At 51.6% G+C, this 14761-nt stretch carries 17 protein-coding genes; 7 read left to right on the top strand and 10 right to left on the bottom strand.

What is annotated here, in order from left to right:
• The first annotated feature begins 111 nt into the window (after positions 1 to 111).
• Entirely contained in the window at positions 112 to 291 is a 180-nt protein-coding gene (locus tag EIP93_RS03075; RefSeq protein ID WP_044208292.1) for a hypothetical protein, read from the top strand.
• A gap of 67 nt (positions 292 to 358) precedes the next feature.
• Here EIP93_RS03075 and EIP93_RS03070 read toward each other — a convergent pair whose 3' ends face one another.
• Positions 359 to 1339: a hypothetical protein gene (locus EIP93_RS03070; protein ID WP_044208295.1), complete on the bottom strand. Its 981-nt coding sequence runs from the start codon at positions 1337 to 1339 to the stop codon at positions 359 to 361.
• A gap of 690 nt (positions 1340 to 2029) precedes the next feature.
• On the opposite strand from EIP93_RS03070, the gene EIP93_RS03065 reads away from it, so the two are divergent.
• From EIP93_RS03065 to EIP93_RS03045, 5 genes are all read left to right on the top strand, one after another.
• On the top strand, positions 2030 to 2317 hold the full coding sequence (locus EIP93_RS03065; RefSeq protein ID WP_044208298.1) for a hypothetical protein: 288 nt from the start codon (positions 2030 to 2032) through the stop codon (positions 2315 to 2317).
• Between the two features lie 161 nt (positions 2318 to 2478).
• Positions 2479 to 3279 carry a hypothetical protein gene (locus tag EIP93_RS03060; RefSeq protein ID WP_044208301.1) on the top strand — a complete coding sequence of 267 codons (801 nt, stop codon included), beginning with the start codon at positions 2479 to 2481 and terminating at the stop codon, positions 3277 to 3279.
• A 42-nt stretch (positions 3280 to 3321) separates the two neighbouring features.
• Positions 3322 to 3660 carry a hypothetical protein gene (locus tag EIP93_RS03055; RefSeq protein ID WP_044208304.1) on the top strand — a complete coding sequence of 113 codons (339 nt, stop codon included), beginning with the start codon at positions 3322 to 3324 and terminating at the stop codon, positions 3658 to 3660.
• Complete coding sequence (locus EIP93_RS03050) at positions 3657 to 4472, top strand: site-specific integrase (RefSeq protein WP_044208306.1); 816 nt, start codon at positions 3657 to 3659, stop codon at positions 4470 to 4472. Before EIP93_RS03055 ends, EIP93_RS03050 begins: the two co-directional genes overlap by 4 nt.
• Before the next feature lie 70 nt (positions 4473 to 4542).
• Positions 4543 to 4866 carry a hypothetical protein gene (locus EIP93_RS03045; protein ID WP_125232262.1) on the top strand — a complete coding sequence of 108 codons (324 nt, stop codon included), beginning with the start codon at positions 4543 to 4545 and terminating at the stop codon, positions 4864 to 4866.
• 34 nt (positions 4867 to 4900) lie between these two features.
• On the opposite strand, the gene EIP93_RS03040 is transcribed toward EIP93_RS03045, so the two are convergent.
• The 5 genes from EIP93_RS03040 to EIP93_RS03020 are packed head-to-tail and all read right to left on the bottom strand — an operon-like array spanning position 4901 to position 9601.
• On the bottom strand, positions 4901 to 6424 hold the full coding sequence (locus tag EIP93_RS03040) for a conjugal transfer protein TraG N-terminal domain-containing protein (protein WP_044208308.1): 1524 nt from the start codon (positions 6422 to 6424) through the stop codon (positions 4901 to 4903).
• Positions 6421 to 6792 carry a hypothetical protein gene (locus EIP93_RS03035; protein ID WP_044208310.1) on the bottom strand — a complete coding sequence of 124 codons (372 nt, stop codon included), beginning with the start codon at positions 6790 to 6792 and terminating at the stop codon, positions 6421 to 6423. The genes EIP93_RS03040 and EIP93_RS03035 overlap by 4 nt, the downstream gene beginning before the upstream one ends.
• Before the next feature lie 2 nt (positions 6793 to 6794).
• Positions 6795 to 8219: an integrating conjugative element protein gene (locus tag EIP93_RS03030; RefSeq protein WP_044208311.1), complete on the bottom strand. Its 1425-nt coding sequence runs from the start codon at positions 8217 to 8219 to the stop codon at positions 6795 to 6797.
• Between the two features lie 9 nt (positions 8220 to 8228).
• A complete protein-coding gene (locus tag EIP93_RS03025) occupies positions 8229 to 9203 on the bottom strand; it encodes a TIGR03756 family integrating conjugative element protein (RefSeq protein WP_044208313.1) in 975 nt (324 codons plus the stop codon).
• Positions 9200 to 9601, bottom strand: a complete 402-nt coding sequence (locus EIP93_RS03020) for a TIGR03757 family integrating conjugative element protein (protein ID WP_044208315.1) — start codon at positions 9599 to 9601, stop codon at positions 9200 to 9202. Before EIP93_RS03020 ends, EIP93_RS03025 begins: the two co-directional genes overlap by 4 nt.
• 266 nt (positions 9602 to 9867) lie before the next feature.
• Here EIP93_RS03020 and EIP93_RS03015 point away from each other — a divergent pair, with 266 nt between their 5' ends.
• Positions 9868 to 10611, top strand: coding sequence for a hypothetical protein (locus EIP93_RS03015; protein WP_044208317.1), 744 nt, complete (start codon positions 9868 to 9870; stop codon positions 10609 to 10611).
• Positions 10612 to 10643: 32 nt separating this feature from the next.
• Here the strand turns inward: EIP93_RS03015 and EIP93_RS03010 are convergent, their stop codons facing one another.
• From EIP93_RS03010 to EIP93_RS02995, 4 genes are read right to left on the bottom strand one after another with little or no spacing between them, the layout of a single operon-like run.
• Positions 10644 to 11060 carry a hypothetical protein gene (locus EIP93_RS03010; RefSeq protein WP_044208319.1) on the bottom strand — a complete coding sequence of 139 codons (417 nt, stop codon included), beginning with the start codon at positions 11058 to 11060 and terminating at the stop codon, positions 10644 to 10646.
• Positions 11057 to 13912, bottom strand: coding sequence for a conjugative transfer ATPase (locus EIP93_RS03005; protein ID WP_044208321.1), 2856 nt, complete (start codon positions 13910 to 13912; stop codon positions 11057 to 11059). The genes EIP93_RS03010 and EIP93_RS03005 overlap by 4 nt, the downstream gene beginning before the upstream one ends.
• On the bottom strand, positions 13912 to 14322 hold the full coding sequence (locus EIP93_RS03000) for a TIGR03751 family conjugal transfer lipoprotein (RefSeq protein ID WP_044208323.1): 411 nt from the start codon (positions 14320 to 14322) through the stop codon (positions 13912 to 13914). The genes EIP93_RS03005 and EIP93_RS03000 overlap by 1 nt, the downstream gene beginning before the upstream one ends.
• A complete protein-coding gene (locus tag EIP93_RS02995; RefSeq protein WP_044208325.1) occupies positions 14315 to 14758 on the bottom strand; it encodes a hypothetical protein in 444 nt (147 codons plus the stop codon). The genes EIP93_RS03000 and EIP93_RS02995 overlap by 8 nt, the downstream gene beginning before the upstream one ends.
• Positions 14759 to 14761: the final 3 nt, after the last annotated feature.

Here is a 14761-nt window from a genome sequence, read left to right as displayed (position 1 = left end):
CCGGCCCAGTTATTGCTGCGCGATCAGGCGTGAATATCTGCAGATAGGTAGTGTACGGCGGGCGTCGTGACGGCATGGTAGAGGCTCTTATCACCACACAAGGCCATACATATGAATACGCAACATGAAATCCGCAAACTCTGGCAGACCAGAGAAGCGCAGCAGCGAACCGGCGAGGAGGCCATCCGTCTGGCTGACGACGCCTGGGCACAGGGACTGCGTTTGTCCCGCCATCAGCACACGCATTACCAGTTGGTGATGGATCTGGTGCGCCGGGATATCCGGGCATAATCACGGGGGAGCTGGGCGGCGGCCCAAAAAAAGGCCGCCGAAGCGACCTGTGAGTGGAGTGGAAGGGTTAGGCGAGGAACGGTTTCAGGTGTGCATCCGTCAGCGACGCCAGTACCTCAGCCACGTGTTTCAGCGGGGTCGGGTGATTGAATTCGGAGCTTCCTGCGTAGCCCTTGGAGTAGACATTCAGCTCGCAGCGGTCGTCAATGAACGTAAAGCCCCGTTGCATCTCCCCGCCGTCTTCAGGAAAGGCCATCGCGTGATACCCCGTGTCTTTTTTGGCCACAATTTGCCGTTTCTCCAGCGTGGGGTAACACAGGCCGCTCAGCGCCTCCTGGGCAGCAGCCTTTGCGGCAATCTGTGCGCCAGCCGGCGTCAGCGTGATGACGGCAAGCCAGGCCCCGTACGCGTAATCAGCCGGTTTGGTGATGGCGACGGTACAAAATTTCCCTTCATGCCGGACGTCGTGCAGATCCGCAGTAATCGTGACTTTATTCATTAATGCCCTGATTTCATTTATATTTTTATAATACCGGTAGTAGGATTCGTCGTCGAAGGCGTTGAAGGAGTTGAAGATCTGCTCCCAGGCGGCCTTCACGACATCGGGGGAAGACGACGCCACTTCGGCAAACAGCGCAAACCACAGCGTCATGCCCTTTACCGTACGCGGAGTGCCTTTGATCACCTGATTGGCGCGAACCATGATATAGGGCGTATTGCGTACCAGAATATCTTCCAGCTGCTCGTCGGAGCTGATAGTAAGCAGCTTGGCCATCTCCAGGCTGTGACCGGTCGTGATGTGCGATTCGTACGGCAGTTCGATGAGTTCGGCGCCGAGGTTTCTGGCCATCATCTCATCCAGCGCGGCCACATGCTTGCTCATCATCCCGAACATCTTGATGCGATCGGTGAGGTACTGCTCGGCGAGTTCGCGCAGAATAACCGACTTGGGTTTGCTCCACAGAATAGACAAATGGGTGAGCGTGATATCAAATTCTCGGCTAAAGCCACGCACGGTGTAATCGATAGTTTCTTTCTCGTGTACCATGTGGTACTCCTAATTTTGTCAGAATTGACGGGCGCTGGCTGGACCATCAACTTTCCAGGCTTATGGCCAGCCAGCAATTTCACCTTAGCGTCACAAGTCTTAATGATTGATGACGCTATGATGTATTGATGATTCTATTGGTATATTGTCATTTATGCAACCTGTTACTGCCCTTCCTCCCTGTTATTTTCCATTTCCGGTCAGACATCATGTCATCGTCATAACGATGAGGCGTTCCCCTGCTTGGTGATGCCGTGGCGATTTTTTGTTCATGTTTCCGCTACGGATCCGGTTTCTGCTAGACCCGGATCTGCGCAATCCGACCGCCGTCGGAGGCGTCCGCCTAGCGCCGTCATCCCGTCCAACCACTTGAAATACGGCAGATATTAGGCGTCAGTCGGGCACCCGCGCTACTCAGCGCGGCAGGGCGGACGGGCGTCCCCCTCTGCCGCTGCGGGCGTGTCCTGCTTCCGAAAACCGCGTATACTGAAATAAGTCGGATCCGTTGAAACGGGCGGTCCGGTAATTAAGCTGGGTGATTGCGTCATAGGTGACTATCAGATAAGGGACATTCACGGCAGCAATAATAAGCCGGGGAATATTCAGGCCGGTAACGGACGCAGGGTGGTGCGCCGTCAAGGGCGACACAACATAATAACGCGGGGTGATTATTACCCTAAGGGGTTAGGTATGGGGAGTGAGGACGTTATCGACGCGCTCATTGCTGATGGCCACCAAACCGTTACGCTGTACACCGGTTGGCTGGCTACCGATGACGACCGCCCCGTTCGGCAGTTTTTCCTTCTTGACGAGCGCGGTGATGTGGTTGCCAAAAAGCTGTGTATGCCTGGCTGCTACCGCTGGTCGTTAGTGCTCTGGCCGCCTGCCACATCACACCTTACGGCTTTTCATGAAGTCTGGGCGTTGGATCTCTTGGCAAGAGACAAAGCAAAAACGCAACTTTTTCTCTTTAGTTAACACCAGGGCAGGATTTATCTCGCTCAACCGACAACAGGCAGCATTCCACGCGAGGCATTCGATGATTGCCCCCCAATACGGCGGCTGCGGGGCTTGCCCTGCACTTCTTGGGCGAGATAGATTTCGGTTTACCTTTCTTTATAATCAGAAGGAAAACGTGGATGGGTAGTGTTAAAGAACTTCTCTTTGAAGCACAGGAAGCGCAGCGTGACGAATGGATTGCGGAACACTATCCAGAGGCAGAGGAAGGCACTGAGGCATTTGATGCTGCCGGTCTGGCGCATGATTGGATGCTCGATGCCCTGGTCGAAGATGCAGAGAGGCAGTGGTTCCAGGATTCCCTTAACGATCTTGACGACCGCTATCGCCATGCCGTCGGTGAACTGAATGAGCTGAATGCGCTGATGATTTCAGCACAAAGTAACATCGCGTTGCGCCTGGCTTATGCTCATACCGTAACAGTGATGGAGGCCTTTCTGATGTACTCTGCGCGGGCACTGCTGAGTGATCCTGCTCATTTGGAGCGCTTTGATTCCCGTGTGGCTCCTCGCTTCAGGAAGTCACTTGCGCAGTATAAGACCGAGGTGTTGCGTAATACGCAGAAGCAAGCGGACGGAACGCCTTCGGATGGAACAAATCTGGAATGCCGAACCGCTCAGTTATTTGTCAGTCGTCAGACGTTCCATAATCTGGCGCAGATGAACACGTACTTCCGATTGGTACTTAAAACTCCCCCTGAGTGGCCCATTGATCCTCTGGTGAACATTGTTGCTACCAGACAGCATCTAGTGCATCGAAATGGTGTCAGTAACGATGATGAGCCGGTATCTATCAACAGTTGGCATCTGGCACAAGCGATTGAAGCGGTTCGTTTATTTATTGATGCGGTGGCGCTTACGCTGCGTCAGGAAACCGGAGCTGATAGCGTCTTGCCCGTTGTTCACCCTAAAAATACATTCTAAATTCGGCTGATGAGTCAACAAACAAACGAGGTGCTGAACAGCATGTCAGAACAACAGTCTTTATCACAGCAGGGGATCAGCCTACTGATACTCTGCCAGCAACTACAGTCTGAGAAAGATGGTATCAAACGCCCCTTGCCCCATAAGGTTGGCGTTCAGGCTGATGAGGTGCTGGATGATTTTGCGCGCCAGATCCAAAACGTCTGTGTTTCACTGTCACAGCTGGATAACCTGCTGGTTATGCAGCGCCAGCTTGCCGATCTCGGTCGCCAGTTGGAGCAGGCAGGGAAACTCACTGTGTCGGCAGGGGATAGCTACGCCGATACGGCCATCGCGTGGTTTACGCAGCAGTGTGCTACCGCGGCTGCTCAAACATCATGACCGGTTCTTTGCTGCCCGCCCCCTACCCGATGGGGGCTACGCCCCAACTGCCGGTTGCTATCGATTACCCGTCCGCCCTGGCACTGCGCCAGGTTGCGGCTATCCACGACAGCGCCCCAAAATACCTGCTGGCGCCGGAAATCAGCGCCCTGCTTCACTATATTCCCGATCTGTACCGCAAAACCCTGTTCGCCACGCTGTGGAACACCGGTGCCCGCATCAATGAAATACTGGCGCTGACGCGGGGGGATTTTGTGCTGGCGCCGCCATACCCGTTCGTGCAGTTGGCCACACTCAAGCAACGCAGCGAAAAGGCGTCCAGAGGTGCCGGACGTCTGCCTGCCGGAATTACCACGAACCGCGTGGTGCCGCTGTCCGATCCGCAGTACGTGTCGCAGTTGGAGATGATGATTGCGACACTGAAAATTCCGCTGGAGCGGCGCAATAAACGAAGCGGCAGAACGGAGAAGGCGCGTATCTGGGAGATCACCGACCGTACCGTCCGCACCTGGCTGACCGAAGCGGTGGAGGCCGCGGCGGCCGACGGGGTAACGTTCTCCGTACCGGTGACGCCCCATACGTTCCGCCACTCCTACGCGATGCACATGTTGTACGCCGGCATACCGCTGAAAGTACTGCAGAGTCTGATGGGGCATAAGAGCATTAGCTCGACGGAGGTGTATACGAAGGTGTTTGCGCTTGATGTAGCGGCGCGTCATCGGGTGCAGTTTCAGATGTCGGGCAGTGATGCTGTCACGTTACTGAAAAACACCAACGCTGACATTAACAAAAGGCAACTCAATTCCTTTTAATTTGATGGATTTGCGCTCTTCATTAGACTAAAATGTAACCATGAAGTATTCCATAGAGAAGGACATCCGTATGCCTAGCACAGCAAAAAATCGAGCCTATCAGCGTGGACTGAAAGCTGCTGGGATCTGGCTACACTTCAAAAACACGTTAAAACACTGGGATGCTGCGTGTATTGCATTGGCAACACGTTTTCATTTACCTACCTGGGCCGGGCATATCCCTGTCGCTGGGCTTTGTGTTTTGTCCGCTACCGCGATCCTTTTTGGTGGATTTATTATTGCAGGGGTTGCGCTCTTTCTCTGGGCTTTCATCCTTTTGAGTCCCCAAAAAGGAATAATCGGTGAAAAAGCGCTCGACGATAGCAACTACTGGTGGTGGTGGAAAAGTAAATAGCCGAGAGCTGTTCTCTCCTCGGCTATATCCCTATTTATACCCTACCAGCAGCCTTCTGTTTCACGGCATTACTTGCCGCATCCCCTGCACTTCCCCCTGCTTTTTGTGCATCCTGGGTACCACTGCGCATCGCACTCGCTAAATCACCGATACGTACGCCAGCCCACGACAACGCGCCAACCCATACGGTGGGAAGAACAATAAACATTGTTCCCATCACAAAGCTCATGACCATATCGTCAGAAGTGTTCTGAAAACCTGCCAAATTAAACCGACTATGGGTATCAGAACTGTACAGTGCTTCAAGTAACCAACTGTCGAGCCAGCGCGCTAATTCCCACCAGAACGTCAGGAAATTCAGTGCGAATATAACGAATGTCAAAGTAACTACGACCTTGAAGTCATAAACACCAAAAGCGAGAATCAACGGTAACATGACATACGTGGCCATCAGCAGAATAGCTTGAACCATTGGTAGAGCCTGACGCATGGCATCAAATGCCGGAAATGCCCCCAGGCTTCCCAACGCGCCGCCGGCAATGGCACCAAACCGATTGACGGTATTCATCGTAGTGAAGTCCGCATTACCCCCGTAACCAGCGTAAACCTGCCCTCCCTGAGAGATATTTAGGCTCTGAGGACTCACCAAACGCCTGATCACCGCTTCTTTATAGTCAGCAGTGCTTTTCCCCATCATTTTCAGTGCGGCAGAAAGACGCAGCCACATGCCCGGATCAGCTTGATTGACTACTCTATCCTGCAAGCCGGTATCCGCTGTGGACCACCATTCATTACAGGTAGGATAACCACCGCGCCCCGTATTCGGCCGACCACTGTCCCTGGCATCGCTCCAGGGAAAATTTGACCGCGGCATTTTTGAGTTCAGTTCACCATAATAGCGGGAACGAAATGTTGAGCTGCCTAGCCATTCGATGTCCTTCAGCACATCCTTATCCGTTGTGGCCCCCTGATCCTGTTGTTTCCACGTGTATAGCGCGAGCGCATAGCAGTCGTTGGTAAAGTCCTGCAACTCTTCAGCCAGAGCCGGATTGCTGATGTTGGTCCTCTGCACCTCAAAACGAACCTGGCGCAAATCCGGCCGACACGGAATGGTTGCGACCGCAGCCTGCGTTACGCCTTTTGACAGGCGGTGTACGACAGCCCACCAAAAGGGTACCGCGGCTGTCTGATCGCCGAGGCTAGACACCACGCTGGAATATCCACTGTCATCCGGAGACTGTGTTGTCCAAGTCCCACACATTTTTGCCCGGGATGTATCGTACTGCATGGTACTCAGGCTCAGATTAATCAACGGAACGCAGCAGGCCAGCATCACAAAGAACGCACCGTACAACGCGTTCTCGATACGTGGCAGTGACAGCATCCCTTTATTGCCTTCATCCTCACCTTCTTCCCGAACTTTCATCCAGATGCCAACGACCTTGAATGCCAGCGGCGCAGCAAAAAGCCCGGTACCAATCAGGATGTTCCACAGGCCATTATTAATGACCCAACCTAACAGCGTCAGAAAGTACTCGAGATAGCTGTTCGTGGTCATCGCATCGTTCCTGTATCGAGATACATGGCATACTCACACGCGAACAAAAACATCACGCTCACGATGCCCATTCGCTTTAGCGATGCTCTATACTCCGGCTTGCATCCTGGGGCATGCCAGATTTTCCAGAATCCCCATCCCAGCACGCTATACAGCGTCAACCGCCAGACCAACCAGCCAATGCTCGTTCGCTGCATCCAGTGGCGTAGCGCTAAGAATTCATCCGGATAGGACACGCCAATACTCGCAATCAGAAATGCAATAAACATAACGCCAGAGCCGAATGCCAGCACGAGCAGCAACACTTTGGTTCCCTGGCGTAGTCGTTTCAGGGGGGGATGAGGTCGTGTCTCTTTAGATTCAGACATAGTTAGTTACTCTGAGCAGGAGTAGTCATCTGATTGAAGCGTGCATCCGTATTGTCCTGGATTTGCTTCTGCGGGTTGGTTTCTACACGACTATTTTCCCGTTCGATGATCGTCAGCACCGAGTTACGTGCCAGCTCGCGCTTAAGCTCCATCTCGTTCTTCAGGGCATTAATTTCCCGATCGAGTGATTCAATACGCCGGGTCCCCTCATCAACTGCGGCTTCCTGAGCCGCGGCATTGGGCTCAGACATTCCGGTCATCAGCATACGGCGCATCAGTAATGCTGTCTCGACCGTATCCGCCATCGCCAGTTCGCTGGCCAGCCGACCCGTTAACGCAGCGTTATCCGGGTCGCGTTGTAATGCTCGGATAACGCCACTGGTGATAGTCAGGCTACCGGCTTTCAATTTGGCCAGATTCGCAGCCGTTGGTTTCTCTACCCCATTAACCATTTTCACCAATTGTTCAAGATTGGCTTTCGTCGCATCCTCCAACATGGGGGCAAATCCCGTTCCCGCCTGGGTCGTGCCGGGTTGCTGAGCCTCATCCCCACTGGTGCATTCAGAGGCTACCTTACACGTCCGCATTGAGCGATCGCCAAGTACCTGGACAACAGCCTTTGCGGCTTCCTCCGCATTGGGGAATTTTTGACAAACGGAGCCCGTGCAATTGCTGGTACTGACGGAAGATGTACTCAACACCGGCTGGCTGTTCATCATGTTATAACCCGCGGCCGCCAAATCATGCGTTGGACGAATAGCAGGTTGCCCTTTCCCCCCACGTCGTTGGCCACCAATCCAGTTTTGGCCATTATTGCCGGTGAGTTTCTGGGAATCGTTATCCGTTTGGATGGCATCCGCTTTTCCGCTGTTGACCAATTGCTTGTATTCATCGGCCTGTGCTGATTGGGTCCATTTACTGGAATCCGAAAAATCCATCATCCGTTTGGTCATGTTTTGGCAGTTAAACATGGCCTTATCAAACGCGACATTTGCCTGGAGAACGCCATTAGTCAGCATGTCATAGAGCCCCGGGCTCGCTCGTTGAATAATGGCGCCAGGTAAACTGGACACTGCACCGGTCGCCCCCTGAATGACTTCCCCCATCAGGTTTTTGAATCCTGATGTCACCCCATTCAACTGATTGCCAACCGTGGTTTTCAGGTCAAAATTGCCGCACTGCAGATCAGAGCTCCAACCGAGATCGACACCCAGCTTCTCCATACTGATACGCGTCGCCGGCTGTGAAATCACAGAGCCTCCTCCAAGCGTATAAAAGAGTTTGTCTGATACTGCACCACTGACATCAGCCCCATACCCCGGTGAACCGCTGTTTGCCTGAGGCAAATTGACGTTGAACTGATCGGCGAGAACGCACGGCGCAATCAATTGCAGGCCTATAGCCAGAACGCAAAACTTCATTCTCATCGTTATTCCTTAAAAATTCGTAACAGATAACAACCGCTGACCGCGGCGTTGGCAGCAACTGTAGGGTTGCCAGAGGGTATAGGCGGCACTGCCATTTTCAGCTGACATGTGGTCACCATCAGGAAATACGGCACATGAAGACGTGAGCTGTGGCGACAAGCGCTGCCACTTGTGATTGTTGGTGTTTTCCACGACAGGTTCGGGAGGCCAGTACCCATCACGCCGGGAGCCTGTCAGGGGCTGATAGACGTGCAGTTGGCCAGAACGCGTAATAATGTCCGCCACGCGCTGGGCGACCACAGCTGACGCTTTATCGTCATCGGTATGCTGGATAAATCCAGAGCGGGGATAAACATTCCCCCACATAATCCCTGATGTCATGCTACCGACTTCACGCTGGCCAGGAATTAGCGCCTCCGGATACAGCGATTCAGGAATTCCCGTTCGCCAGGCGAGAGAATCCAGCGTGCTCAGAAAATACGGCATGAACGGCGTCGCGACGCTGTCGCAGGAATAGCCGGGAATTTGTCCGCCGATGAGGGTTGAAGCGGGATGGCCGATCGCATCCGCATACTTAAATTTGATGTTGGATTTTCTTCGGCCAGGATCTTTAATGTCTGCTGCGTTCCCACCGCCTGCTGCGACCCCGCTTAATCCACTGGTAATGGTACTCTCCAACCCTCCCGCCCCCTGGCTGACCGGGGACATTTCAGTCCAGGGATTCCCCCCTGGAACCATATAGGTAGAAACCACAGCATCAGGAATAAAGTGAGTGACTTTGACGGACGTGCGAATAGTACAGCCGAATTTAGTGCAAAATAGCCAGTAACAAATACCACTGACACGCCAGCTGATACACCCAGGAGAAATAGCACTGGCAACAATTTGCGCTGTGTTAACGGCAGCAATAGCAGCAGGCTCACATGCTGTCGTGAGCATAATGCCAACTGCAATCGGTCGTAACCGGGTTCGCCATCGACTCATGGTCGTCCCCTTTCCTGCATTTTATACGCAAGCGCTTTGGCAACATCAGCCGTGCCGTACACCACGTCGCGATCGTCAAAAACAACAGCAGGATATTTGCGCACACCGATTTCCCATGCATGCACAACGCCACGATAGGCCGTTTGCAGATCATTCTCATGCTGTTGCCACTGCGGAGAACGCATGACAACCTGAGCTTGCGCTGTCGCTTGTTCCATCGATGCTGAAAACTCGCCAAACACGGAACGTTGCAACCGTTCCGGCGCATCCAGCCAGACTATCTGAGTCTCGGGTGTAAGATTGGTAGGAGGATGTTGCTGGTCGGTATAGACAACGGGGTTAGCCAATAATGGCACAGGTAAAAACAGGAGAAGAAAAGCACTGATTTTGCCATTCATCACCACACTCCTTTAGGTTAATAAATACCCATCAGGTTGCAGCAAGCGGAGAAGATAAGCAGCGATAAACTCTTTTTAGATAGATAAAAATTTTTAGCCTAAGCTGGAGCATTTTTTCTTTTATTAATCGGCTAAAGGCAACGTAAGGCATATTGCATTTAATACCAAACCGTTACTATATCAGACATGCCTTTTATATTTTTATTCAAAAAATTATATTAAATAAGAAAGTCCAATCACATACGAAAAAATCAGGATACAGAGTCATGAGTTTACCAATAATTAATATACTCAAAGAGCCTTACGTTCGATGGAATATGAGACTTATGAGACCAGATGAGATAGGGGTCATTATACCAGATGGTCCAGGCCCTAACGTCAGAGAGGGATTAAAATGCAACATAACAGACCCCGTTAGTGCAGCAATATATGCAATTAATGAAGCGGGAACAGATAACGGGCTAACAATACATATAGAAAACATGGTTAAAAAACATGGCTCATGGGCACGTTCAATGCCGCCAGTTACCCCTAAGGACATTGCTCGTTATCAATCACACTACCCTAATTGCGATCTGGCAAGCGTATCAAATACCATAAAAGAAGTAGGTTCTGTTCTTAGTGAGGGACAATACCTTTTCCATGGTGGTTTTTGGCCTACAGCACATGGAAAAAATGCACAGTTCGTTACTACACGCCCCTTATCAACAACTCTTTCACCTAACGTCGCATTTGCTGAAACCCTACATGGGGGGAAAGCTTACGACGCAGGAAGAATTGATATATTGGTATTAAAGGTTAAAAACCCTTGCACAAAAATCTTTGCGTTCAAACACAAAGGCACGAACCTTGGTCACGAAATGGAGATTTTATTTGCGTCAGGGGCAACATTGAAATATATACGAGAACAGTACATCGAAGACATAACAGTGGGAAAATGTCTACCAGGTTCATTTCATACGCAAACAAAAATGGTTCCTGCGTATATTGTTGAAGTTGAAATTTCGTAGTTCCACAACCCCAGTTTTACCTGGGGTTGTATTCATTTATTACCAACTTTATTGATACTGCTAGTTGCAACCTCTTTGAGGTACAACACCAGGTAAACTGCATCCACTGCATCTGGAACAGAAATGTACCACCGTGGATGATCGTAATCATCTGGATCTGGCCAGCTCGTTGTGCCGGCAACAGAAATCAGGATATCCACACAAGGGCCGATACCGTGTCCACCATCAAAATGCAGCGCTACCGCACCTCGAGTACCGACTCGGTGAGGATGGCACGTTACATTGCACTGCATAGGCAAACGCTGACGAATAGCATCACGTAGCTGTTGCAGTTCGCTGTCATTTTTCAGGGAAATCCCCGCCTCACCTTGCGGTTTCAGACTAAAAAGCATGGGAAAATGGCCACTCTCCGTTTGGATCGTCGGCGTAGGGTATTTCAATGTCATCATGCTACAACTTTCTCCTGCTCAACCAAGCCACGGGCTTTATCTAATGCTGTGGCGACCCGCATTGCCGCTTCCAGCTCCGAACAATGGAATTCATTCATCAAACGACGTCGTTCCACTTTTTCTTCTTTTTCTGTCATACCGAGTGCCAGGTACAAACTGGGGGGAACGGCACGGAACAACGCCTGGACGTTCTTCGATAATACGACCCCCTCGGTGTAGCATTTATCCAGTTTGCTGGCCGACATCAGCACCGATTTCTGTTCATCCGTCAGGGATTTGAAACGGCTGATATCATCGACTTCTTTTTTCGGCATCACCAGGCATAGCCACCACTCCGCCATATTCAACATTTTTCCGGCCGCGTCAGGGAAATCCTCCAGGTTTTGCGTCGCCAGCCAGAGCCAGGCCCCCAACTTCCTCCACATTTTGACGATCTTGGTCATATATGGCGCCAACAGCGGGTTAACCGTTGCAATGTGCGCCTCATCAACAGCGAAAACGATATCCCGTTTCTTGTACTGATCACGCTCGGCAATATTGTTGATAGTGTTCGTCAGTGACACCATGGTCAGTGCCATCTGCGCTTCATACCCTTCACGCGCAAAATACCCCAGATCAATCAGCGTGACGTCAGCTTCTGGCCAGAGCTGCCCTTCACGGTTAAACAGTTCTGCTTCAAAACTCCCTTCCTGTGTGAAGATACTTAGCGATTCAGCCATCTCAGCGGCTTTAGTACGACGCTGCTCATTGCGCTCACTATCCATGGAAATATCAAGTAGTGCGCGTTGCAGATCGGACGGCAGCATCTGTTTAGAAGCGGTATAAGAGGCTTTCGCGGCCATCACCAGCGCTTCACGGATCATTGCGCGATCGGCTCGTTTAAGCTCGGCTTCTTCCTTCGCATCACCACCGGTGATCATCATGCGGGCTGAAATCTCCATTTCCCCCAGGATGTCTCGTTTTTCTTTCTTGTCCTGTTGACTGTCATCTTGCTCTTCGCTATCTGCGTCCAGCTCAGGCAAGGCATCAGCGTCAATCGCCAAAGGCACATCACTATTCAACAACTGATACGCATCACCAAACAACGGAAGACTCAATCCATTACCCGGTTTGATACTGACCTTATTCACCGTCAGACCAAGGCTTTCAAAATAATCGGCCAGCAGCCCAAATGAGTTGCCGGCTTCAGCAATGAACAACCGGGGGCGGTGTATGGCCATCACCTGCGATAACATCGCGCACATCGTTGCCGACTTCCCGGCACCGGTCGGTCCGAATATCAGCTTATGGGCATTTTGGCTGCGATCGCCTTTATTTAGCGGGTCGAATGACAATACGTCACCACCTCGATTGAAAAAGCTGATCCCAGGATTACCCGTCCCCATTTCACGACCTGTCACGGGTAACAATCCTGCCAGATGCTGTACCCACGTTAGCCGGGTATACCAGTGTTTCTTATCCGTCTCCGGGTTAAAACACATGGGTAATGCACGTAAATAGGTGTTCAATGGCGCAACATCATACTCCGGCCGCACCGGCTGCAAGCCGGCTCCCAGCAATACGGTCGTCAGTTCAACTCGTTTATGATTGAGCGTTTCCACATCATCGGCGCGTAACAAGAAGGTCAGTCCAGCACGGTACAACTTGTGCCGATTTCCCAGATACTCTTTGACGGTTTTAACATCCTGGCGAACGCGACCTGACTCGGTGTTCTCGCCTACTGCGTTCTTCGATAACCGGGTAAAATCGGCTTCCAGTTTATCTTGCGGCTGTACCACTATAGTCATACACAGTGTGGTACCTTCCGGAAAGAGATCCATCAACGCATTGATCTTCTCTCCCCGGAGCATTTCCCCTGTAATCGCTCCGGGCTTTGGCGGGCGCCGTAGTTTCTCGACCGGCAACGCACAATGCGCCTGATTATCAAACCACCACACGCCGTTCTCGAGATCCGAACGTGGCGGATTGAACCACAGCGTTTCCGTAAAATCATTGAGTACTGGCATGGTGCCATCAGGCGTATCGCGTCGGTCAAAATAGGCAGCCTGGCGATATAACGTGTCTTTATCCACCCATTCCGGTGAGGGATTAAAATGACGCAGCAACCAGCCATGCACCTGATAGCCATTCTGCCGCACACACATTACACCGGCACCGGACAATGCGCTGGTCACACGTTCACAGACCTGATTGAGCATCGCGATTGGCGGCATTGGGTCTCGGTTGTTTTTACCAATCCAGCGATAGATCACCATACGCGTACGGCGCTGCTGTCCACGCCAGGGTTGGCCAGTAATTTTAGTATCCGTAAACAACCCTTCCGAACGAGCAATCCCCCGTAAATGACGCTCCGTTTCCTTCAGCCAGGCCTCCGAAAAAGGCGTGCCCTGTGCATGGGGTTTAACATAGCCCCTCAGGTGATCGACATAAGTATCGACATTGTTCTCATCCTGACAAAAGAACTGCACAACCCAGGGGTTTTCATCAAGTTCTTCAAAGCTGTCCTGTATCGCATCCTCGACCGTATCGCGGATTTGTTCCAGTCGCTCTTCCGTACGTCCTTCTGTCGCAACGGGAGAGACTTCATATACCGCTCCGACAGAAATGCCGTCATCCAACAGCAGACACTTATCGTTATCTAAGAATTCAACCCACGGCAGGTAATCGATGATTGAGGGATTAGCATGATTCAGCCTGACCTCATCCTGCACCGTCATCTTCCCGGGCCGCGGCAGCGACGGGCGCCCAGCGACCTGGAGTGGAATACCTTCAGCCAAACTGCCAATCGTGTCATCAGGTCCCCTGGTTTCACGAGAGCGGGATATCCGTTTTTTATCAAACAGTGAGAACATTACAGCGCCTCCACTCGTTCACCCGGCATCGCGTACTGGGTCTGGCTATAGAAGGGAAAGACTGTGCTGTAACCAGGAACCGGCGTGTTGCCCTCTGCCAGATGAGGGAAAATGTATATCACCATGTCTGGATTCGGCAGACGGGGAAACTGTTGGCTGATTTCACTCTCCTGAGTTCGACTGTAGCTACGATCGTCATGTAAAGACGCTTGAAGCTCCCCGGTACTCAGCGGGCGGCGTAATGCATCTCTGGCCTGGGCAGAACGTCGAGTCGTTCCCTCGCCATCTGCGCCATTCCATAATTCCAGCATGGAGTGCTCCCCAGCTGGCAGCATTTCTTCTTTTGAGGTCGAACACCCGCTCAATAACACCATTACGAACAGTGTTGTCATAACTTGGAATTTAGGCATGTTTTTCTCCAGAACGTCGGAATAAATGAAAATGACCGGCAATGAGTGAAAATGACCGACACATCGAGTGGCGGGATAATTCAGCAACCGTCATCCGTACGGAGTGCCAGTCATTAAGATGGCCCTGTTCGATGGCCATCAGGAATGGATCGGCCTGTTTCTCCAGAAAACAGGCCAGTTCAAAGCGTTTGAGTGAGGTGGGCAGTAGTTGTCTAACAAAAAAACAACCCTCCTGCACCGGAATACAATGGCTGCCGACGTCAAGAAACAGATCGTCGTTAGCCCAGTACAGGGAGGCTTGTGCTGATTCAGCAAGACTTTTGGCCAACAGCTCAGAATCGGACTGACAATAGTGAATATCTATACGGAGCCGATCAATTGCGGATGTTGTGCTAAAGATCCAGATATTTTCCCAGCAGGCGTGAACAGCTTCCATCTC

This window comes from Pectobacterium versatile, from assembly GCF_003932035.1.
GTDB classification, from domain to species: domain Bacteria; phylum Pseudomonadota; class Gammaproteobacteria; order Enterobacterales; family Enterobacteriaceae; genus Pectobacterium; species Pectobacterium versatile.
The sequence above is the reverse complement of the archived record's forward strand: the minus strand, read 5'-3'. Positions and strand labels throughout refer to the sequence as shown.

Excerpts from the sequence above, each read along its gene's own strand:
- EIP93_RS03075 (WP_044208292.1), top strand. The coding sequence starts at position 112 with ATGAATACGCAACATGAAATCCGCAAACTCTGGCAGACCAGAGAAGCG.
- EIP93_RS03070 (WP_044208295.1), bottom strand. The coding sequence starts at position 1,339 with ATGGTACACGAGAAAGAAACTATCGATTACACCGTGCGTGGCTTTAGC.
- EIP93_RS03065 (WP_044208298.1), top strand. The coding sequence starts at position 2,030 with ATGGGGAGTGAGGACGTTATCGACGCGCTCATTGCTGATGGCCACCAA.
- EIP93_RS03060 (WP_044208301.1), top strand. The coding sequence starts at position 2,479 with ATGGGTAGTGTTAAAGAACTTCTCTTTGAAGCACAGGAAGCGCAGCGT.
- EIP93_RS03055 (WP_044208304.1), top strand. The coding sequence starts at position 3,322 with ATGTCAGAACAACAGTCTTTATCACAGCAGGGGATCAGCCTACTGATA.
- EIP93_RS03050 (WP_044208306.1), top strand. The coding sequence starts at position 3,657 with ATGACCGGTTCTTTGCTGCCCGCCCCCTACCCGATGGGGGCTACGCCC.
- EIP93_RS03045 (WP_125232262.1), top strand. The coding sequence starts at position 4,543 with ATGCCTAGCACAGCAAAAAATCGAGCCTATCAGCGTGGACTGAAAGCT.
- EIP93_RS03040 (WP_044208308.1), bottom strand. The coding sequence starts at position 6,424 with ATGACCACGAACAGCTATCTCGAGTACTTTCTGACGCTGTTAGGTTGG.
- EIP93_RS03035 (WP_044208310.1), bottom strand. The coding sequence starts at position 6,792 with ATGTCTGAATCTAAAGAGACACGACCTCATCCCCCCCTGAAACGACTA.
- EIP93_RS03030 (WP_044208311.1), bottom strand. The coding sequence starts at position 8,219 with ATGAGAATGAAGTTTTGCGTTCTGGCTATAGGCCTGCAATTGATTGCG.
- EIP93_RS03025 (WP_044208313.1), bottom strand. The coding sequence starts at position 9,203 with ATGAGTCGATGGCGAACCCGGTTACGACCGATTGCAGTTGGCATTATG.
- EIP93_RS03020 (WP_044208315.1), bottom strand. The coding sequence starts at position 9,601 with ATGAATGGCAAAATCAGTGCTTTTCTTCTCCTGTTTTTACCTGTGCCA.
- EIP93_RS03015 (WP_044208317.1), top strand. The coding sequence starts at position 9,868 with ATGAGTTTACCAATAATTAATATACTCAAAGAGCCTTACGTTCGATGG.
- EIP93_RS03010 (WP_044208319.1), bottom strand. The coding sequence starts at position 11,060 with ATGATGACATTGAAATACCCTACGCCGACGATCCAAACGGAGAGTGGC.
- EIP93_RS03005 (WP_044208321.1), bottom strand. The coding sequence starts at position 13,912 with ATGTTCTCACTGTTTGATAAAAAACGGATATCCCGCTCTCGTGAAACC.
- EIP93_RS03000 (WP_044208323.1), bottom strand. The coding sequence starts at position 14,322 with ATGCCTAAATTCCAAGTTATGACAACACTGTTCGTAATGGTGTTATTG.
- EIP93_RS02995 (WP_044208325.1), bottom strand. The coding sequence starts at position 14,758 with ATGGAAGCTGTTCACGCCTGCTGGGAAAATATCTGGATCTTTAGCACA.